Below are 21,167 nucleotides of genomic sequence, written 5' to 3'. Positions count from 1 at the left end.
ACGATGAAGTGCTAGTAGCGGCCGGTGGGGTGAAGCCGTTCAAGTCGTGTCCGCCCTAGCTCTCGCGCACCACGGTCTTGAGGTAATGGTAGGCCTTGATGATCTCGACCAGGCGATCCTCCGTAGATCGGTCGCCGCCATTGACATCGGGATGGTGCTGCTTGACCATCGCCTTGTACTTCGCCTTGATATCGCCGAGCGTCGCATTGGCATTCAGGCCCATCACCTGCAACGCTTTCCGCTCGGCATTTAAAATCTTGCGCGCCTCAGGCTTGGTCTCCGCGCGGGGGCGGGTACCGGCGCGTCCGTTCAGCTCGAATTGCGTGCAGAAGGCATGCCAGTCGTCCTCGAAATCGGCCGCGCTGCCGGCCATTTTGCGGGCGCTGATGTTCTCGCCCATCTTCCAGGTCGGACGATGGCCGGTCAGCGCGTCGTTCTGGTAGCGCGCGACCGCTTCCGCGTCCATTCCCGTGAAGAAATTGTAGGACTCATTGTATTCGCGAACATGGTCGATGCAGAAGTGCCAATATTCGCGCGCATTGTCGCGGCCCTTGGGCGCGGGATGGGTCGCCTTGTTCTGGCAACCAGGCCATTCACATAGCGCCGAGGTCTGGCGCTCCCGCGCTTCCTTCTTGTTGATGCGAATGGAGTCGAAGATTTTGGAGGTGTCGATCAGCATGACTGGATCCGTTAGCGGAGCGGCAGTTAACAGCGCCGCTTGTCTGCTAGAGAATTGCGTTTGGATTGCAAGTTGGTCTCGGCCTTTGCGTCTAGTTAGTGGCACGATGTAGCAGGCACTTCTTAGCAATCGACGTGCCAGGACGGCCGAGCTTGGTTCAGGCAAGCATCTCTTCTGCGATTCAGATCGACTCAATTGCAATTTGCTGTCGGGTTCTGCACATAGAGGTCTTGAACGGGACCAGGTGAATACGAAGAAAGCGGGAGCTGCGCAGGAATCTGGGTGATAACGCGCTCAGAGAGGCAGCGTATCCAGGTGGATGGCGAACCTGCGAGAACTTCTTCAAGGACCCGATGAGGCCCGAAGGAGACGATCAACATCCTGCCCTTCGGTCAGCCGCCTGTGGTTGATCATGCACTGCTACAAATTGTCCGCAACATAGCGCGCGATCTGTTCGTCCGGGCCGTCCAGACGCAATTGCCGCGTTTCGGAGACGCCGGCGAGCTGAAGCCGCCGCGGATGGTCGCGCCCGGCCGTGCGGCACGGCCGTGGGCCGACGCGCAACATCGAAACGGATATTGGCGCAATCGAGATTGCCAGGCCCAAGGTGAGGACCGGCGCGCGAGCGGCTCGCCAGTTGGATCGGCTTCACCTCGGTGATTTTGCCAGTCCGAGCGCGGCGAACTAGGAAGCCTCGATCCCCTGCTGCCCGCCCCTTAGCTGCGCGCTATGTCGACAGGCGATCCAGGAGGCGCTCTCGGCCTGCTGGAGGGGATGCACCGAACCTTTCGCCTTCGATGATTTCGGGCCTGAATGACCAATCGCAGGGCGAATACGAGCGCCCGCAGCAAAAGGCCGTCAACTTGCTCAAAGACATCCCGAACTGGTTTGGAGTGGCAAGAAGGCCAAGCAGGATCTCAATGGCGCCAAGCCGGGCGGTCGCGGAGCATGCACTTGATACCTTCGCCGAAAGCCGCGCCAAACATGCGCGTGACGTGATTGCCGGACAAGGATCGCCAATGTACAGCCCATTGGCTTTCTTTGACTTTGCTGCCGAGCACCAGAGCCAGCTGAGAACTGCAATCCAATCGAGAGCATCCGCCGCGGCGCGGCACACAAGCCTGCGAGCCAAGGAAGCGTTGTCGGCACAAGCCGTAAGATTGTTGGTGCAAGCTGATCGAGATGGCCTCGAAACGTGCGGGTTGACTGAAGAGACCCAATTCAGTTGCCGAGATGGTCGCGGCGTCAGAGTGCCGACGCCATTGTGCTCGTCCCGAACGGGCAAAGCCATGCCGCCTGCTCGGTTCTGTCACGAGTCGCGTTCAAGAGCGCGAAATGATTGATCTGAGATCGCAATCCGTAAGTCTCTAAGCGCGTCAGCTTGTCGACAGCTGATCCGAATAGATCGGGAGAGTGCGACACTGTCGGCTCAGCATTGCGAACCGACCCAACCCCCGGGGAGTTGACATGGACCCATTTAACAGCATCAACCCATTCGACCGTGACCACGCCGCAGTGTCACAACCGCAACAGCAGCAAGCGGAGTTTGAGCCGTACTTGGATGAAGTGCCGCAGCTTGATGCCCCTGCCGTTGCAGAGATCCCCGCTTCTTCAGATCCCTACTATTTTCCTCTGTCTGAGGAAGAGCGTAGCCTCATCGAGGCTTTGGATCTTGGGCACCAGGCGGCCCACGGTCCTCATCCCGAAGACGCCGTCACCAGACACCTCGGGGACACCGCTGCCGAGCACAGCGCGCCGCGGGAAGCTTGGACTTGGCCGAAAGAGCTGCCTGCGGAAGGTCACGATCAGGACCCGCTGCGAGGGATGATGGGCGAACCCAACCTAACATCGTCTCTCCCAACCGCGCGCGATCACCAGGGACCGGACCGCGGAAAAGCCGTTCAGTTCAACTGGAGCGACGGCTACCAACCGGCTCGGAACGAGCTGACCGGGAGCGCTCCCTCTTCAAGTCACGAGGTCCTCATGGGTGAGGATTACACCGGGGAGTTGAGGCCTGCGAAGAGGCAGAGAACACTAAGCCATACAGAAGGGGATGCTATCGGACGCCAGGTGAGCGAGCCCGGCAGTTCAGTCGTTCGCGAGCCGATGGAAGACGCCGGCGCACCGTTTCAGGCCAGCGATCGGCTCGTCCTTCCCGCGGAAGGCTACGATCAGGATCTGCTGTGGGCGATGGTGGGAAACGCCGGCCCATCGTCTTCCGTCCAGCCAACCGAGGGTCATCACCAAGGGCTGGATTCAGAACCGGCCGTTATTCCCTTCAATTTCCGGCAGGGCCACCAGCACGCGTCCGCTGCGCTTGACCGTAGCAACGTCGCGCCGAGCCAGGACAGCCGACCCAACAGTTTTATCGTTCACAATGACCGCTACACGGCGCTGTTCGTGCCCGCGGCAACGATGAGGCGAAGCACCCCTCTTCCGCAAGGCGCTGCCATTCCTCTGGGATTTCGGCTGGAAAACGCTCCGCAGCCCAGCGCGCAACCAGCGAACCGAGCCTCATCATCGCGGCTTGGACGGTCGATGGAGCAAGCCGCTCCGGCGTCCTCCTCCAGGGCTGAGGGGACGTCCCCCGCGCCCCGCGAGATTTATGCTGCATCATTCGCCGTTCCCAAGAATTTTTCGCACGGCGACCAACCAGCCCCGGACACGATGCTCTCGATGCTTCGCCGCTGGGGCCAGTTGCCGAACGATGCGCACCCGGCAATAAACTACGATATTCTCGGCGAGCGTTACACCGCCCTCTTGGGGCCGGGAGGCCCAAATGACGTGCGGCTCATCCATCACCCAAGCAATGGAGATGCCGAGAGACAATCCCCGCGCTAAGAATTAGGAACCCGACCACATAGCTCCGGTATTGGACTTATTAATGTAGCATAGCTTGCGCCAGCGAGCTTGGCGCGGTTCCGGGGGGTCCGGGTGAGCGCTACCCCGCCCGATTAACTTGCGCGCATCATCGCTGTGCGGCTCCTCGTTGAGCCGCACAGCGATCTTCTTTGATCTTCCGAACGCCAAAGCTGCGAAGAACACCTACGGTGTTATCGCCGTTGCGTTTTACAGCATTGCCATTGATTGGGGCCTCGGCCCCGAGACAGGGAAGCATCCTCGAGCCCGCATCGAACACGCGTCGGCTGAGCTTAGCTGGCTGCAGATGGGTGTGGTCGTCCATCAGTCCCAGATGCACATCCTGGCCGTGGCGTTCCGCAGAAAGCTCGTCTGGCCGACGAGGCGCTGCCCAGCACCTCGTCGATTCGCCTCGAGCCTTTCAGTACATATCTGAGGGGTCAGCAATGGTCCGGAATACCGTGCGCGATCTTCATCGCTTAGCCCAGCCGACGTGTTCCGCAGCTCACACAGTGCTACCCCGAAGCTACTGCCGTGGTTATACTCCTGACATGTGCATTCAACGTCCCCGCGGAAAGCCGGTCAGCAATGCCCTTCCCATTTTTCGGCGTAGACAGTCGCTGAAACCTTAAGAGCAGTGCATAGACCGTGAATTATCTGTCGCTACTCCGGTTTTGGACGCTTTGATGAGAACCGCGTCCTCCGGGATAAGGTTTCGGTTCAGCGCGGACTGCCGTCGGCACTGCTCTGCCCGTCGAAGACGACGACCTGAGATGACCTCTCCTCAAGGAGCTTCAGCGCAGGATGAAGCTGAGCAAGCCGCAGCGACCTCTGTCCGGCTGATCAAATCGGCAAGATTAGTGTTTGAGGACCCTCAAAATAGCGAACGAGCCGCAAAGACGATCGCTGCAGCATGGTTGCCAAGCACCAAAGCTGTATCTGTCCGCGACCAGCTTTCGCTGCTGAATGTCAACACCAGGAACTCCGACCCCGAGGCTGCTGCCCCATCTAAGCCATATCGCGACCATCTTGTGTGAACGACCGCACATCTCGCGCGTACTTTGATGCCGGGACAAATCATAGGGCAAGGCTCGCCGGCGCGAACGTTGAGGCGTTTCGCACTTCCTGCCGGCTTCAACTGAGGATCGCCGCGACAATGTTCTACCTGAGCTGATCGTGCAAGCCTGCCTGGCCGAAAGTAGCACCAGGCGGGCACACCGCGGCTCCCGGAAGCATCTGGCCGGCGCGACTCGCGCGAGGCGATCAAGTTCACGAGGCGTCTGCATGCCCCTAGCGGCGGATCGACGAACGCCACATTGAAAGATGCCTGGACCAATCGTGCGCAGGCTGTGCCGTGCGTTTGTTGCCTGTTTCAGTGTCCGGGCTGAGGAATAGAGCGCGGGGGAGTACTTTCTGGCACGAGTGTCGTCTCTCTTTGGAACCCGGCGCGATCACGGCTTGGCCGAGAAGCTGCTCTCAAAGGAACGGCCCGAGCGAGCAATGCAGCCCTGGTTATGGCTCGATTACCTCGTGGCCATAAGGCTAGAGGTGGCCCTTCGATTTAGGGAAACGATCTACTCTGGCTTCAGGTCCGCTCTGGGGTCTCGACGCGGAGAACATCGCAATTCGTTCATGCGCCGCCTGCAGCCGGGCCTGGCGAGTTTGCCGATGAGCTTGAGACAATCGGCTGCGACCGGCTGCGGCTTCGGACAAAGCGCATAAGCCTGTCGTTGCTCACCTGCAGGATCAGCCGTTTTGCGGAGCCTACTGTCCGTTACCGCTAAGCACCAAACCGGGATGCTGCACCCTAGACTCCAGCCTCGCCGCGCGTCGCGCCGATCGCGTCAAATCCCTTACGGCCAAACGCTTAGTGCAGATCCGGCGTCCTCACAGGACGGCCTCGACAGGACGGCCTCGCAGCGGAAGCGGCACGGGCGATGACCAGGAGTCTACGAGCGCACCACCAGCTCTAGGTCGCTCACAGGTGACCGATACGGTGCATACGCCCGCGAAATTATCCTGCACCTGACCTGCCATCGAACTTTCTTACAGCAGCAGTCACATGTCGCGATTTCAGCGAGACCGCGCTTTAGACCACCCCAAGGCTAGAGCTTTGTCGCGTGATTATGATGGCAGGCTGGTTACGCCGACGTGGTTGTGCGGCGAAATCAGCGTTCGACAGCCGATCGCCCACGGGGTGGCCGTTCGCTAACGATGTGCCCATGTCTCCACTTCTGTCCTGGGCATGCGCAAGGGGCAGGAACCAGTGGCCATGGACGCTCGGCGCGAAAGCAGCTCTTGAGGGCCTCGATGAAGCCGATGTCCGCGGCTTGCCGGACGGCGATAAAGCAAGCGTGTCGCCGCACTCGTAGGCTTACAGGTCACGATCGCGCGACATGAACTCGCCGCCTTGGTCACGCGGATCTTTGATTGACGCAGATCTTTGCAATCCCACTGACTTGCACCGCTTCCACCGCCGCCAAAATGGCGGTACCGCGAAAGGCGATCCGCCAGCCGCTGCGGCAACGAATGCGAAAAAATCCAATTTGGGACGGAGGCGCGATTAGACGACCCTACCGATTTGCGCAGGAGATTTCGGGGCTCAGGTCAGTTAGCTTGCTGGGTGTTAGGGAGACTTCTTCAATGTTGATTATCGAAACTGTTTTAAAGCCAGACCAGTTTGGCGGTATTGGACTTTTCTCCGCTGCCCTTTTGCCCAAAGGTTCGCTGATTTGGATTCACAACCCAATCGTTGACATCGCGGTAACGCCTGAGCAGTACGAAGCTCTAGCTCCAACATTTCGAGCTCTACTTGATAAGCATGCCTATCCAAGAGACTACAAGGCTAATGATGGTGTTATAGAGTACAATGCTGACAATGCCCGCTTCATGAACCACAGCAGTCAGCCAAATACATATCAGGACGATCATTGCCGAATTTTAACCGCGCGTGACGTACAACCTGGTGAAGAACTGACTTGCAATTACTTGTTTTTCGATCCGACGTGTGACTTATCGTGGGCTAAAGAACCATCGGTGAATGTTGATGCCCCAACGGGCTAGGCGGCAGTGGATTGAGTTCGTGGTCTGACGACTGATTCGTCGGCGAAATTTACGGGAAGAGTTTCGCCAACTAATTGCGGCCATCGACCGACCCAGCTTTGCGGCTGCCTCCTCGAGCCTGAAGATTATTGCGAGCGCAGCCGTGTTCGACATCCCCGGCGCGCAGAGTGCGGTGGCCCGCGGCCCGGAACGTGCTTTCGATGACGTATAAGCGCGACGTGGAGTTCACAACATCTGTAGAGCCTACCCTAAGGCAAGATCTCCGCAGATGTGCCTGATCTCGCACTTACTTCAGAATCTGACGACGCTCGATCAGTTCCCAGTCGTTGCTGAGAAGGCGCAGGAGCTGAGCCTGATAGGTATCTTAGCATGCGCTGATTGTGCAACGTCAGAGTCGCAGATGTGCTGTTCACAAACGCACTTGATGAGACCGCTTGCGGCTCGATCTTTGCCCCTCGATTTACGTCCGCGCGCAGCGCAGAGGAAAAGCAAGCCGCTTCTCGAGGACATGCACGTCTGGTTGTTGCGCGAGCGCGAAGCCCTCTCGCGCTCCTCCGACGTCCTGAAGCCTAGGAACTACATGCTCAGGCGCGGGGCGACTTCGACTTCGCCCGTTTCCTCGACGATGGCAAGATCTGCTTGACCAATGCGCTGAGCGCGCATTGACAGGCATTGTCTTGGGAAGGCGCAACTAGACCTTCGCTGGTAGCCAGCGTGGCGCCGACCGTGCCGCCATCATGCTGACGATGATACCGACCTGTCGCCTCAACGACGTTGATCCCAAGGCCTGGCTCGCCGAGGTCCTGGCCCGGATCGCCGATCTTCCCGCGTCGCGCCTGCACGAACTGCTGCCCTGGAAATGGAAGCTCCTGCGCCAGGCCGATAAGCCCGCCGGGTCAGCAGGCCGCTGACCTTTCCCCCGACCGATCATAGAGCTCGCTGTGCCCGCGGGCATGCGTCAATCAGGCGGTCTTCGTCGTATGCGTACTCAGCTCCTCACGTGAGACACTATAATGCTCTGCGAACACACCGATTGCGGATCTTCGATCGGCGAGAACAGCATTTCACTCGGTCGTGGCCCTATTCAGTTGAAGCCGACACCAGCGCCTAGTCGGTCCCGCAGTTCCTGCCGACTGATGACAAGATTGTTGAGGTTCAGGTCCGGCCGTCTTGCTGCCAATCGCCTTACCAGTTCCCTGGTGCCGTCCAGGACAAAGACGCCGCAGTCATAACTGTTCTGCTGCTGTCTTATCGGGGCCTGTTGCAGGTTAGCGTCGAGCCGTCCTGCGAGTTCCGCTGCGAGCCCGTCATTGTATCCCTGGGTAGAGTCATAGTGATAGGCGACCCGCCGGCCACGATCGCGGCGATCAACCAGCAGCAGCGACCAGTGACTGCCGCGCTGATGTCTATCCGTATCGCTGGCATCGCTTACCGGCAGGAACAGGAAGTCAGCTGTACCAGGGCGAACCCACCCTAATGCTCGTTCGGCTACCTCCTTGGAGGGGGATCGCAACATTTGGGCTATCAGGGGATCCACGAACCGCGTCCGAGCGGCGAGATCCGGATTGTTCTGCTGCAACTCCTGCGCCAGGAGCTCATAGTCCCGCTGGATATGCTCGTCACCCAGCCACTGCGTGGGCCCCAGCACGGGACCGCTGCGGTGGCCGGAAGAGGCAACAGTAGCCGAGGGGCCGATCTGAGCACCCGGGACAGGGGACGGGCGAGGATGATGGATGAATTGCGCAACGCGGCGTCCTCGCGGCCCCAATGTGATCGAGTAGGTCTCACCGTTCATGGAGAGCTGGGTTGGGCCGCTGAACTGGGTCGGCAGGACCCTGATATTATCCAGGACATCGATTAAGAAATCCGGCACCGGCTGGGAGCCATCCTGCCAATCCTCGTCGACTCGGTATCCGATGTCCTCAAGCTCCTGAAGTACGCCCGATCGCCCGACGAAGAACGCGGGTTTACCGGCAGGGCTGAGCACCGGCGCTGACTGAGCATCGTCACGCATCTGCTGCGGTGTGTACGGCAGATCAACGAAAGAGTTGAGACCGCGATAGATGTCTGACGACTGAGCTGGCGTGTCTGATGGTTCGGTGAAGAGTGGCGGTCTGGCGGCAGCCCCACCCACCGGCGCGGACTGAGCATCGTCTCGCATCTGCTGCGGCGTGTACGGCAGATCAACGAAAGGGTTGAGATCGCGGTAGATGTGTGACGACTGAGTTGGCGCGTCTGATGGTTCGGTGAAGAGCACCAGTCTAGCGGCAGCCCCACCCACCGGCGCCGACTGAGCATCGTCTCGCATCTGCTGTGGTGTGTACGGCAGATCAACGAAAGAGTTGAGACCGTGGTAGATCTGTGACGACTGAGTTGCCACGTCTGATGGTTCGGTGAAGACCGGCGGTTTGGCGGCAGCCCAACCCACCGGCGCTGACTGAGCATCGTCTCGCATCTGCTGCGGTGTGTACGGCAGATCAACGAAAGAGTTGAGACCGCGGTAGATGTCTGACGACTGAGCTGGCGCGTCCGACGGTCCGGTGAAGAGCGGCGGTCTGGCGGCAGCCCCACCCACCGGCGCTGGCTGAGCATCGTCTCGCATCTGCTGCGGTGTGTACGGCAGATCAACGAAAGAGTTGAGACCGCGGTAGATGTCTGACGACTGAGCTGGCGCGTCCGGCGGTCCGGTGAAGAGCGGCGGTTTGGCGGCAGCCCCACTCACCGGCGCCGACTGAGCATCGTCTCGCATCTGTTGCGGCGTGTACGGCAAATCAACGAAAGACTGAAGACCGCGGAAAATGTCGGGCGACTGAGCTGGCGCGTCCGATGGTCCGTTGAAGAGCGGCGGTCTGGCGGCAGCCCTACCCACCGGCGTTGACTGAGCATCGTCTCTCACCTCCTGCGAGGTGTACGGCAGATCAACGAAGGAGTCGAGACCTCGGTAGATCGCCGACGACCCATCTGGCACCGCTTCCGGCGTCGGCCACTCAAAATCGTACGGCAGGTGCGGCGACCACGTTGAGTTCGACTCGCCACGCCGCGGCTCCCCACCCGCCTGTTCAGGGCAGACGCCCAGCGCAGCGTTCGCCTCGACGAGCAATAGGTAGCTCCTAAGCCGATCGAAGCCCATGTCCGCGTTTCGATTGGATTTTTTAAAGTCGGTGTGATCGTCGTTCAACGACTTTTGCTGCTCACTGGTGCCGGTGAGTCGGCTCACTATGCTCCCCCGCCCCTCCCTTTGGAGCCAAGCACCCAATCTTCGTTGGTTGCGGGCCAGATTTTGAACAACTTTTTTCCGGCTCTTCTCCTCGGGTTTGAGCATGCTCAGCTCTGCCTTTTCCAGGCCATCAATGATGCGGGCGTCATCGGGATAAAGATGCAACGCGGGCGACGGGACAGCACGACCGCTGGGCTTCCGAGATGCACGCGCGCCGGGAACGTTCTCGGCATCGCGAACCTTGCCTAATGCGAACAACAGAAGCTCGTCGTTCGGGAACAACTTCTGAGCAAATTCAATGCGCGCCGCGTGGTCTAACCCGGATATCGAGTAGCCCGCAAGATTAAGCGCGTTAGAAAATCTGCGAAGACTACGATCATGACGAGCAGCACTGCCCGACGTCATGCCACTGGCATTAAGCCGCTCTGAGAGGGGCGCATCTTCCGCTGAAGGGATCGTGCGCGGCCGCCCGCCAGAAGCTACATAGCTCCGATCATGATACGCACGAAGGACACCCAACCCTTTCTTCATGTCTTCGTCGTTCGGGAAGTAAGTCTTGACATGACGGACCAGGGACTGGTGGTCCCTCAGATCAATCGTAATGCGATGAGCGCCAAGATCATTTCCAAGTCGGCGAAGCGCCTGAGTATAGCGCTTAACCGTGTTCCGTTGTGGGTTTTTCTGAGCTGCATATTCGGCAATCGCCTTGTCGATAGTGTCCCGATGTTCTGCAGAGAGATGGGGATGGTAGTTGCGGCCGCCACGGGAGACAGGACCCGGATCGGGTGAGCGCGCCTCGGCCAAGTGCTGCTCAAAGCCCTCTTGCCCGGCATGGCCCCCCTGGTCCTCTTCCAAGACGGCGTGCTGCACCGGGGACCAAGCTGTTGGATTGGGTGGATCGAAATTGTACGGGTCCACGATAGCCTCACGTCCAAGAAATCAATTGAGCTGATCCTATTATGGATAGGCTTTCCAGAAGCTGACGAGGCCGTCGCTCGTGAAGCAATGCATCGCCACATCTGCAAAGCGAAACTGCCCCGCGGCTCTCAATCGTCGCGGGTTTCATGGGTTTAAGGACCCGCCGTCCTCGCCGCCGATGAACCCTTCCGGCGGCATGTGAGCCGACGACTCGTCATTGCTCTGGTTGCAAAACGACCATACCGGGCCGCAGGTGCACGCATGGGTGCCAAGCCACAGTTGATCCAGATCGGTCTCGCAACTCCACGACGAGCCTTCCGCGATTCGTTCCTCGTTCATTCGCTCTCTCATCGGCTACCCAAGGAGACGGTAATCCTCGTGTCGCCGAGGGGCGCATTGCCTCACTAAAAATGTTACCGGACAACTTCCCAGTCGTGCCTTGGGCGGAGCTGCCGAATCAGTTCCGTAGCGGCTACGGCAGGGACGATCAGCATGCGCGAAAAGCGCGAGATCACATCAGCCCTGGCCGTGCGTCATCGGCCGGGCGGTCGGCGTGAGAAGGGACGACTCCTGGACGAGCTTTGCGCCGTCACGGTATGACATCGTAAGCACGCGATCCGACCACTGTCAGTGGACGAGCATCGGATCGGCCCTGCCGCGGCGGCCGAGCCGGACCTATGGGGTTTCCATTCGCGCTGCACTGATCGTGGTATGGGACGCCTCTGACCGGCTCTGCAGTAAGCGGCTCGTCGCGAGCCGTTCTTGCGCCCGGCACTTGAACGGCACGGCAGATTGAAGCTTTCTGCCGATGAGCGGTCGGTCGGTTTTGAAGGTGAGCGCGGTGACGAGCGATCGCCTGCTGAGCGACGTAAAGATCGCAGCAGCCGGAGGACGCCGAGGGCGGGATCAACAAATGATTCAGCGTAGATGTCTTAGCGACTCTGGCAGAGTGCGCTGGCGCAAGTCAGCATCGTCGCGCAAGAGGACAGCGATTTCGTGTGTCCGCGTAAGCTCGCTCTCTTCAGAAGTGTCGGCGCTGGTAGCTGGACCTGCGACCCCGCGTCAGATGGGAAAACTCTGCTGAAACATACCACACGCGTCCCCCCTAGCGAATTACCCAAGCGCTCCAGCCCCCATCGGCAATACTCAACGCGAGATCATGAATCTAGACCGGCAGCTTTGCGTTCGACTCCCTTCAATTGATGGATGATCCGTATCCTAGATCCCCTTCAGAACGTGTTCGCAATCCTTGGCTCGCGTACTCAAAGCCGTTGCCAATCGCTCGATGACAGCGTTCTCCAATCCGTCCTTTTGCGCTCGCGTGCGAATGTCCGCCACCAGGTCAGGGATCTGCCCGGCCATGGAGTTCAGCGTAGCGATGAGTACGTCCGCATCAACACGCGTCTCGCGTGCAAATTTTTGCCACTGACGCAAGCCAATTTGATCGAGCTTGTATTCACCCCCGACTTTCATGGCGAGTTTGATCTTGCGCTGATCGACGTGGTCGTAAGGAAGAATGCTGGCGATGTCGTAAAGGGGAGCGAGACGCACGAGAGCGCCGCTGGCCAGAAGCAATGAATAGTTCTTGGCGTGAGCATCAGAGCCCCCAATGAGCCAGTTGAAGACCAAAGCGCTGACGAACGTCTCAAGGTCAGCCTCGCGGTCTGTCGAGTAGGTCCGCAAGAGCTCGACCACATCGGCAGGCGTTGGTCCGCCCTCGTTCTGGTATTTCTTGGTCGGCGGGATGCCCATGGCCTGACAGATATCTTCCTGATGAACGCGGATAATGTCGTTCCCGCTGACCTGCCGATCGTAGCGTTCAACCACGATCGCTATTTCCTGTTCGAAGCGCATCACCTTGGTTTCAGCGGCTGGCAGCCCGAGTTCGCGTGCGAGCTGCAGGCAGATATGCTCATTCTCGGCGTGACCATCGAAATGGCCCGTCGGTGGTTTCAAAATGTGGGTGGTTGGTATGCGCCCGGACGGAATGCCCCATTTGTTGTCTTTGAGGACAAGCGCGGTTTTCGGCTGGGCGCCTGCAAGACTGAATTGACCCGTGTCGCTGGGCAGACGCCAGGCAGCGTGATCCTCGCGCAAGACTCGAAGCCGATTTGCTATTTCCGACTTATCCAGCCATTCGATCTTGTCATCTTTGCCTGTTTTCAGAGCCCCCAATCGATCAGGCGTGACGAACTGGATAGCCCCGGCGCAATCCTCACCGACGTTAGAGATGAGGGCAAACACGTTGCGCGCCGATACCTGAAATTTCTTGGCCCAGCGCTCGAGCACCTGCTCGTTGTCAGGCAGCAGCCCCCACAAGAAGGACTGAACGGTGGCTGGACCGTGCTCCTCGGCGGCAAGCGGCATCGAAAGCGACAGGGGATAGGCCCGCTCCGCGTTGCGCCATGCATTGTCATAGACGAAGGTCAGCCGGCCGCGCGCCTCACTGCGGACGCGACCGACTTCGGTGCCATCCAAGAGTGCAATGAGCTCGGCCATTATGTCTTGCCTTCCTTGGCTTTGGTGACGATGGCGTTGATATCAACTGCGGAGGTAGACCCGCGGCTGGTGGGCCCTCCACTGTTGACGTCCACCGGGATGCCGAGAACGTCGAGAGCACGAAGGACAAGAGCCAGCTCTGCGCGGGGATGACCATGCTCGACCTCAATCACCCATTGACGGCTGACGCCGATCCGCTTGGCCAGTGTCGCCTGGTCTAGCTTGAGGCGTTTGCGTCTGTCGCGAATGACGGCGCCGAGGTCGCCAGGTGTACGGATAAGCATTCCAATCCCAAATGTTAGTGCTAGCTTACATTAGCATAAGTCGCCGCTCGCTGACAATTATAAATGTAGCCGCTCGCCGACATTCCGAAATGTCAGGTCGACATTCTCGGTCAACGGAAGTACTAACGTTTTCAGAGACATAAAGTAGACCCTGGTACCGGCTCAGCAATCCCCGCTCCGCTGCGGCAAGTTCCTCGCCTGTTCGGTGTCGCCTTGCTCGGATGTGACACCCAGTGGCGCCTCCTCACGTGCCATGAGCCGCGCGCGCTCATGTGCGTGGGATCAATCCGCATGAGCATTTCCTTCTCGCCGCTCGACGTTGCGAGCCATGCTGCCCCCTCGCCGCTCGATGCGTGGCTGCACCCATGCCAAGGCGCGCCTCGGATCCCAAATTGCTCGTGGGATGCAAGGCGCCGGCTGCCTTTCGGCATACGACACGCGGACTATCAATCATTGCGCAGCATTTCCAAACGCATGGATTTCGACCATTGCGGACGGCCCTTAATCTGACCCCGGCTATTTTGAAGGATCTGGGTCATCGACGAGCAGCGTTACTCGGATCGCAAGTTTTGTCCGCTGATCCTCATGAGTGAACGAGCCGTATTTCTCGCCCTCAATGGCGGCTTACTAATTGCTTTCACGGTCTGGCTTGTGTTGCCGCCCGGCAGTTCGTGGTTGCTGCACGTCTTGCGGTCTATGTCGGCTGGAAAGGACTTGGTTATCAGGCTCGGCCTCGAGCCTTTCGCACACAAGCCGGACTCGCAACCCATGGTCGGGGGGGGGACGAGCGCTCGCGCAGCATCTACGGACATCGTGGTATGCAAGGAGTGAGCAGGGCCGTTGACCTCACAGGGTCGATACGGTCGCCGCGATTGAGACCGGGCCTCGGCTTCAAACCCATGCATCCTCAATCAAAATGCTTGCAGCCGCAGCGATTTATCTATCTGAAACCGGTGCGAAAAATCCGCCCCGCTGTAAGTCGGAGGACGCCCAGTCAACAACTTCGTCCAGAGTCCATTGGAGACCTAAGCTATTTGGAGCTAAAATGACGAGGTCCAGATCGATGATTGCCGCCGCGGCTCAGGTCGCGACGGAATTTTTTGGCCTGAATCCTATGAAGGAAGTCCGCCGTCCGTTGGGCATTGGACGAGATCGTGAAGATCGCGCGTCCGTTCTTCAGCACCTTGATTCAAGAGCCGATATAGGAGGCGTGATCCTCCCTCACCTCCGGTGTTAGGCCGAGATCGGCAGACAGGAAGCCCGCGCCAAGCTCCGCGACCAACTCTCCCATGGCATAGCCTTCAACGCCGAAGCGCTAGCGGCCGAACTCGCGGTTCAGGCGGCTCTCGTGGCGGCATGCAGTATACAAGGCCACTCTTGCGCGCGCTGCGGCAGGAATGGAAGTACGTGGCCCTCACCTTTTCGGGTGGTGTACCGACCTTCGCCAGAGTACCTGCGAAGCTTGTCGGAGATAGCTAGCGGGATTGGTCCCGGGGCAAGATGTAAAACAGTGCGGGCGCGGCTCGGTGCTAACCGGCTCGGGGGCTGAAACCAGGCCAACTAGTCCCTACCACATCCGCACTGCCGTTGAGACTAGCGGAAAAGTGACTCGGCGCTGATCGATCTGGAGCGATAACGCTGTCCCTGTCACATCCCGTTAACCCCAAGGGCTCTGTATCTGTGATAGCTTACCGCAACCTGACAGGCCTTTGCGCAGTCGGTCAATAGTGTGTGGGCTATCAACACCCGCTCAATCCGCCACGGAAACTTCTGCAACCACTCAGACATGCTTTCGTGCTGTCAGCCATCACGACGTCAGGACACCCGGACGGTTCAGGCTGCTGATCAGTGAGACATTGTCGGTTGCGGACCACACCATCTAGATACTCCGCCCCGTTGGGGGCAGGTCTCTGTGACGTCAAATTGCGAATTCGGTGCTTTGCGCCCCCATCCCTCTGCCGTGCATATTGTACTGCCATGTTCGTCGCACTCCGCGTATCGATCGATTGTCGGAGTGCATTGGTGGAATTCCAGTAAGCCTCCAACCGACTGCGGATCGACGATAAGCGAGCCAGATGATGATTGTGCACTTAAATTGTAGGCTCTAGGGTGCGAGAGAAATACAGCATCGCACGACTGAGCAATATAGGCCGGTCAGCAATAGATGGAACGCAGCGCGGATGCGCCGGCGCCTATCGAGGGGACTTGATGAGAAAGGCGCTATCCCTATCCGCATCCGCACTGCCAACGAAGTTAGCCACGGGATCGAGAGGCTGACGCAGCGGCTTTGCCCTGAGGGCTGTTCACACGAAATGCCTGGTGGGTATCAAGGAGAAATCGGCCTTGAGTGACCTACCCGGACTGATACGCGAGACTGAGGGCGTAGCTGATCGCCCGGATTCATCCCCCAGGGAGATCGTCCCGCCGAGAATGAGCAAAGACGGGTCTGACGCCGCTGCCGATAACGTCGTCCGCCAAGCCTCATCATTGAAGTAGATCTTCGTCCTCGACATCACTCATCGACAAGCCGCCGGGATGCATACGTATATTCCAAAGCGATCTGGCGTGCCTGTTCAATTAGGTTGGCGGCGGCGCTATGCCCCCGTCGGTATTCTCATAGTAGAAGTACGGTTGGCCCAACGCAGCGAGCCTCGCCGCTGCCTTGCGGCCATGCGCTGGATGCACGCGGTCGTCCTTGGTGGACGTGAGAATGAAGGGGCCCGGGTAGGTCTTGCCTGGCACCAACCTCTGATAGGGCGAGTAGGCGTCGAGCCACTTGCGCTGTTCGGGAGTGCTGGGATCGCCATACTCGCTGATCCAGGAGGCTACGGCGCCCAGCTTGGTGAACCGAACCATATCGAACAGCGGCACCTGTAAGATGGCCGCATTGAAGAGGTCGGGTCGTTGGGTGATTGCGGTGCCTACCAGGAGGCCTCCTTGGCTACCGCCGACCAGGCCCAGCCGGCGGGGAGAAGTGATTTTGCGCCGGATCAAGTCCTCCGCGACGGCGATAAAATCATCCCATGTCCGCTGCTTCGTTGCTCCTTGAGCAGTCTGGTGCCATTGGGGCCCGAACTCACCGCCGCCGCGCAGGTTCGCGACGACATACGCGTTCCCCTGCTCGAGCCAGAGTCGTCCGGTAGGACCCGCGTAATAGGGGATGAGTGGAATCTGAAACCCACCATAGCCAGAGAGAAGCGTTGGAGTTGATCCGTCAAATCTTGCGCTCTTGGGTCGTACCAGAAAGTAAGGAATGCGGGTCCCATCGCGCGAGATTGCCTCGAACTGTTCGACGACAAGTCTCGAGGCGTCGAACCTAGGAGGGGTCGTCTTCAGGGTCTCAAGGCGTTCGGTTGCGGCGTCGAAGTACCAGAGCATCGTCGGGCTAAGAAAGCTGGAGACGGTGAACATCGCCTCGTCCGTTTCATGCGATGCCGCAGCTAGCCCGACACTCGCATTCTCTGGAAGCGGGATCGGCCTGGCCTGCCAGGCGCCTGATTGTACTTGTAGACGAACGCCCTACTCTGAACATTGTCGAGAATCGTTAGGATTAACAAGTTTCTTGTGGCGGTGAATCCGCTGATCGCTTGTCGAGGTCCAGGCTTGAAAACGAGGGTGGGCATGGCGCGCAGCGGATCCTGCCTCCATTCGGCCAGGTCATACGAGATGATCGAGCCGGCTGAGAAGGGGTATCTCCGGACGGCGGCATCCAGTCTTCGTTTAGCGTCATCAGCAGGCGACCACTCGCGATGCCCCCAATGGTCGCCTTCTTTGGCAGATTGAGATTAATCGGCTTGGACCCAAAGAGAACATACTCATGCTCGAAGAAACCGATCCTGCGGACGGCGCCGGTCGCATGGATCGTGCCTTCACTGTCGCGCAGCACGAATGGTTTGGCCTCGACATCGGTCGGCTCACCACGGAAGACCTCGCGCGCTTCCGCGAGCGACTGAGCGCGCTTGAGCTCCTTCACAACGAAAGGGTAACCGGCTTGCGTCATGGTCCCTTCGCCCCAATCTCGTGTAATCAGGACCGTGTCGCTATTTACCCAAGTGACCTGCTGTTTTCCCTCGGGGAGTGCGAAGCCGTTCGTGACGAAGGTTTTGGCGACTGCGTCGAACTCCCGGACGAACACAGCGTCCTTTCCGCCCTCGGACAGGTTGAGCAAGCATAGGCGCTCCTCGGGCGGGAGGCAGCCCACCCTTTTAAGAACCCAGTTCTTCTTGTCCGTGTCAGCGAGAGCATCCACGTCGAGGATGGTCTCCCATCGGGGGCTTTGGCTGGGACAGTCGGTTCTTAGTAAGGGCGGCATGTTTGCGCGGCGGCCACCTTGCTCATCGTCGCAGTCCGTAAATCTTCGACGATCGCTTGCGCCTTCCGTTCGGCCATTCACAACTCTGCTGGGCATGAATTGCCTTGAGCATGTGGACCTCGCAAACCTTGTGCGAAGGGATATCGCGCCGGTCACCCTAAAGCATTCGAGGACGCCGCGAAGCCGACGAAAGCCGCAAGACAACGGGCGCGCTAAAGTGGTCCGGACACGAGCTCGCTTTCTCGCGCACTCACGCTCCCAAAACTAACACGAACTAAACTTGCAACGACCGGCCGCTGGCCGTCACGGCAGCTCGTGCTGGAAAAGAACACTGCACTTTGAATGACGCTGTTCAGTCAGAGCGGAACGGGTCCGCGCACATTGCAATCGAAAAAACATGAAAGTCGCACATGCGCGCGCCTTCCACCCTCGCCGCGCAATGCAGTGCTACCGACGCTCAATTGTCCGCCTTCAAACCAACGTAGAGAGTTGACGCGACACACTCTTAGGAAACTCCTGCAAAATATACGAATTAGTCCGGCACGCGGCTTGCTTCGTTCAGGACATCATCACCAATCGTGGTGCGATGATCTTCGGAGCGGCCCGGCGCGTCATTACGTGTCTGGCCGCTGCGACGATTTGCCGTGCGGCGATACTTAGCGAGCGGGACCGCGTCTCGGGAAAGTGCAGGCAATCATTATGCGATCAAGAGTTCTCTTTTTGGGTGCTACGACGATGGCGCGCGTCACATCGGGTAGAGCTATGGCGAACCTCGAGCGACAAGTACTGCCACCGGCGGTGTGGAACTGGTCTGGAGGCTACATTGGCGGTCACGCCGGCGGCGGGTACGGCCGAACCTCCTTTAGCAATCCCTTTGGCCCGTCGATCTATGGCGGCAGCGTCGATATTCCATCGTTCGTCGCAGGTGGCCAGATCGGCTACAATTGGCAGAACAACAGTTGGGTGTTCGGCCTCGAACTGGATGCCAGCGCAGCTGCCGCCAACGGCTCAAACACCTGCCTAGCCGCCTCCCACTTGATTGTAAGCGCAAACTGCAACGCAGGTCCCAACCTCTTTGCGACCGGGATCGGCCGCATCGGCTACGCCTTCGGTCCGCTCGGGCAAACGCTTGCCTATCTCAAGGCAGGCGTAGCCTGGCAAAACAATCGGGGCGACGTCGTCAACAACGTGGAACCGGAGAACCAGCCACAGGAGAAAACCCATTTCGATTATGGCCGAGTTGGCGGCGTGATCGCGCTCGGTCTCGAGCGAGCCCTTACGCCGGCATGGTCGGTGAATGTCGAGTATGACTATCTGCATTTCGGCGGACCAAGTGTCGCCACCGCTTCGACAGTGCAGTTATCTCCGCCTGCGATTCTGCCGGCGAACACAACCAGCCTATCCAGCAACTATCACATCGGAAGAGTTGGTCTGAACTACCACTTTGGTGTGGACCCAGAGGCCGCACCAAGGTCCGATGCGCCGTATGCGAAATCAGCGGGCAGCGTACCATCCATTCCCGACGCGCCTGGTTGGTCGTTCGAAGGCGGCTCGCGGCTCTGGCTGAGCCGGGGACGATTCCAATGGGATCACAGCGCACTTAATAATAACGATGCCCTAGACCCCAGCATACTCGTATCGCGGCTCACTTATCACGGACTGAACGGGCTTTCGGGGGAGGTATTCGGCCGGGTCGACAGTCCCTGGGGAGTGTTCCTGAAGGGCAACCTTGGGATCGGAAGCTTCAACAAGGGGAAGATGAACGACGAAGATTGGCTGGTCCAGCAGGAAGGATACCCGTACCAAAATACTCTTTCAGGTCAGTCAAACGGAAGGTTCGCATATTACACGGCGGACGCCGGTTACGATTTCCTGCGCAGCGCGAACTACAAGGTCGGTGCATTTATAGGCTGGGCCTATTACAGCCAGAGCTCAGATACCATTGGTTGCGTTCGGGTCGCGCCTCAGGATGAAGCATGTCTGAAGCCGGGCGACACTAGGATCGTCGGTGTGGAGGATACTCAATGGAATGCGCCTCGAATCGGCCTGAGCGCCGAAACTATGCTGACCGAGCGCTGGCGCCTCAATGCTGATGTCGCTTACCTGCCCTGGACCGATTTCAAAGGCCGCGACTATCATCTCTTGCGTCCCAAGACCACCTTTGACGAACAACGCGGCAATGGTGGTGGCGGAGTCCAGATTGCGGGCGTGTTGTCCTACTTCCTCACCCAGAACATCAGCGTCGGGGTCGGTGGCCGCTATTGGGCCATGTGGACCAAAAAGGACAGCGACTCTTTGTGCAGCAGCAGCGGCTGCGTCGGTGACCCGCGCATTCTTGCGAAGTACAGCATGGAACGGTGGGGTACGTGCTTTCAGGCCTCTTATAAGCTCAATTAAGGACCTCACTAACGAGGCTCCCGACTTCAGATTCTTAGATGCCGTTCTGAAGTTTGCTGATGACCAGTCCTCGGCGCGCAATTGCCGCCGAGGATTGGCATGTCGCGATCACGCTGTTCGCCGGGTTGCTACGATTGCATATCACCCGCCTTTGATGAGGCGGGCGCAACTCTGCCCCCGAACCAAAGCTCGTCCACTAATAACAGCTCGATTTCTTGGTCCGGACGAACTCGCTTCAAAGCCGATTGTGCGCGCCATTGCGACCGGGCTGGGATGCGCTCGATGCACGATTTCTAAATTCCGCAGCGGGATCTCTCGTGGGCAACCGAGACCGCAGCGAGCCCCAACATCACGTCGCCGGTGAATCCGAAATGGAGACTATAGAGCCACCAGATTGCGCAGCACCGGTCGAGATCGTACATGGCGAGCGCGCGCCTTGTTGCTGCGACCATCCGCGCCATCGGCTTCATTCCGCGTGTCATCTGGAAACCTCGGCGTCTCGGGGCCAGCGCTCTCCATACAATGACTTTTAGGGCGGTGATGGCCCGCTGTCCGGCGCGTGCACCTGCAAGAGATCTGGAATTGAGATTGATGTTCGCCATGGCGTTCTTTTCCGCGTTTCGAAGCAGATTGCGCACACCTATGTGCATGCGCTCATTGCCGTGATCCTACGGCGATACTGCTTGCAAAACGCCCAGATCTGGTAGTGCCAATTGACCGGACTCCCGACCGACAAATACGCTTACGCGATCCCACCGCTGCGCGAAGCCACTTGCGGCAGTGGTTGCGGCTACGCGACCTTTGCTGCCAGCTCCTTGAGAATACCTCGCGCGTCCGCCGAGGCTATCTAGGCAGGGCCTTCGCTGTTTCCGAGTAACCCCTCCAGGTCAGCGGTTTCGCTACCCAACTTGCGCGGACCCAGCCGACATCGAGCGCTGG

Annotated in this window: 12 protein-coding genes and 2 pseudogenes; 5 read left to right on the top strand and 9 right to left on the bottom strand. The window is 59.1% G+C overall.

The features are described from left to right. Positions 1-55: 55 nt before the first annotated feature. A complete protein-coding gene (locus tag ABIG06_RS17260; protein ID WP_124163806.1) occupies positions 56-679 on the bottom strand; it encodes a J domain-containing protein in 624 nt (207 codons plus the stop codon). A 1,467-nt stretch (positions 680-2,146) separates the two neighbouring features. Here ABIG06_RS17260 and ABIG06_RS17255 point away from each other — a divergent pair. The 4 genes and pseudogenes from ABIG06_RS17255 to ABIG06_RS17240 form a co-directional block, all read left to right on the top strand. Beyond that, positions 2,147-3,520, top strand: a complete 1,374-nt coding sequence (locus tag ABIG06_RS17255; RefSeq protein ID WP_124163807.1) for a hypothetical protein — start codon at positions 2,147-2,149, stop codon at positions 3,518-3,520. Positions 3,521-3,668: 148 nt separating this feature from the next. Next, positions 3,669-3,974: a hypothetical protein gene (locus ABIG06_RS17250; RefSeq protein ID WP_124163808.1), complete on the top strand. Its 306-nt coding sequence runs from the start codon at positions 3,669-3,671 to the stop codon at positions 3,972-3,974. Positions 3,975-6,181: 2,207 nt separating this feature from the next. Beyond that, entirely contained in the window at positions 6,182-6,601 is a 420-nt protein-coding gene (locus tag ABIG06_RS17245; RefSeq protein ID WP_124163809.1) for an SET domain-containing protein, read from the top strand. Between the two features lie 478 nt (positions 6,602-7,079). Further along, positions 7,080-7,512, top strand: a pseudogene (locus ABIG06_RS17240) (transposase domain-containing protein); the annotation flags it as partial. Between the two features lie 173 nt (positions 7,513-7,685). On the opposite strand, the gene ABIG06_RS17235 reads toward ABIG06_RS17240, so the two are convergent. The 7 genes and pseudogenes from ABIG06_RS17235 to ABIG06_RS17205 form a co-directional block, all read right to left on the bottom strand. Next, complete coding sequence (locus ABIG06_RS17235; protein ID WP_245454676.1) at positions 7,686-10,736, bottom strand: Ulp1 family isopeptidase; 3,051 nt, start codon at positions 10,734-10,736, stop codon at positions 7,686-7,688. A 144-nt stretch (positions 10,737-10,880) separates the two neighbouring features. After that, positions 10,881-11,075 carry a hypothetical protein gene (locus ABIG06_RS17230; protein WP_124163810.1) on the bottom strand — a complete coding sequence of 65 codons (195 nt, stop codon included), beginning with the start codon at positions 11,073-11,075 and terminating at the stop codon, positions 10,881-10,883. An 879-nt stretch (positions 11,076-11,954) separates the two neighbouring features. Beyond that, positions 11,955-13,235, bottom strand: coding sequence for a type II toxin-antitoxin system HipA family toxin (locus ABIG06_RS17225; protein ID WP_245333439.1), 1,281 nt, complete (start codon positions 13,233-13,235; stop codon positions 11,955-11,957). Then, positions 13,235-13,519, bottom strand: a complete 285-nt coding sequence (locus tag ABIG06_RS17220) for a type II toxin-antitoxin system Y4mF family antitoxin (protein WP_036030851.1) — start codon at positions 13,517-13,519, stop codon at positions 13,235-13,237. The genes ABIG06_RS17225 and ABIG06_RS17220 overlap by 1 nt, the downstream gene beginning before the upstream one ends. A gap of 1,189 nt (positions 13,520-14,708) precedes the next feature. Next, positions 14,709-14,822 (bottom strand): annotated as a pseudogene (locus tag ABIG06_RS17215) (zincin-like metallopeptidase domain-containing protein); the annotation flags it as partial. 1,274 nt (positions 14,823-16,096) lie between these two features. After that, positions 16,097-16,930: a prolyl oligopeptidase family serine peptidase gene (locus ABIG06_RS17210; RefSeq protein ID WP_349629090.1), complete on the bottom strand. Its 834-nt coding sequence runs from the start codon at positions 16,928-16,930 to the stop codon at positions 16,097-16,099. A 139-nt stretch (positions 16,931-17,069) separates the two neighbouring features. After that, a complete protein-coding gene (locus ABIG06_RS17205; protein ID WP_225114778.1) occupies positions 17,070-17,831 on the bottom strand; it encodes a hypothetical protein in 762 nt (253 codons plus the stop codon). A gap of 762 nt (positions 17,832-18,593) precedes the next feature. Here ABIG06_RS17205 and ABIG06_RS17200 point away from each other — a divergent pair. After that, a complete protein-coding gene (locus ABIG06_RS17200) occupies positions 18,594-20,228 on the top strand; it encodes an outer membrane beta-barrel protein (RefSeq protein ID WP_199752450.1) in 1,635 nt (544 codons plus the stop codon). A 293-nt stretch (positions 20,229-20,521) separates the two neighbouring features. Here the strand turns inward: ABIG06_RS17200 and ABIG06_RS17195 are convergent, their stop codons facing one another. Next, on the bottom strand, positions 20,522-20,830 hold the full coding sequence (locus ABIG06_RS17195) for a hypothetical protein (protein ID WP_245454677.1): 309 nt from the start codon (positions 20,828-20,830) through the stop codon (positions 20,522-20,524). Between the last annotated feature and the right edge of the window lie 337 nt (positions 20,831-21,167).

The sequence above is a fragment of the Bradyrhizobium sp. USDA 326 genome, from assembly GCF_049739485.1.
Taxonomy (GTDB): Bacteria; Pseudomonadota; Alphaproteobacteria; order Rhizobiales; family Xanthobacteraceae; genus Bradyrhizobium.
The sequence above is the reverse complement of the archived record's forward strand: the minus strand, read 5'-3'. Positions and strand labels throughout refer to the sequence as shown.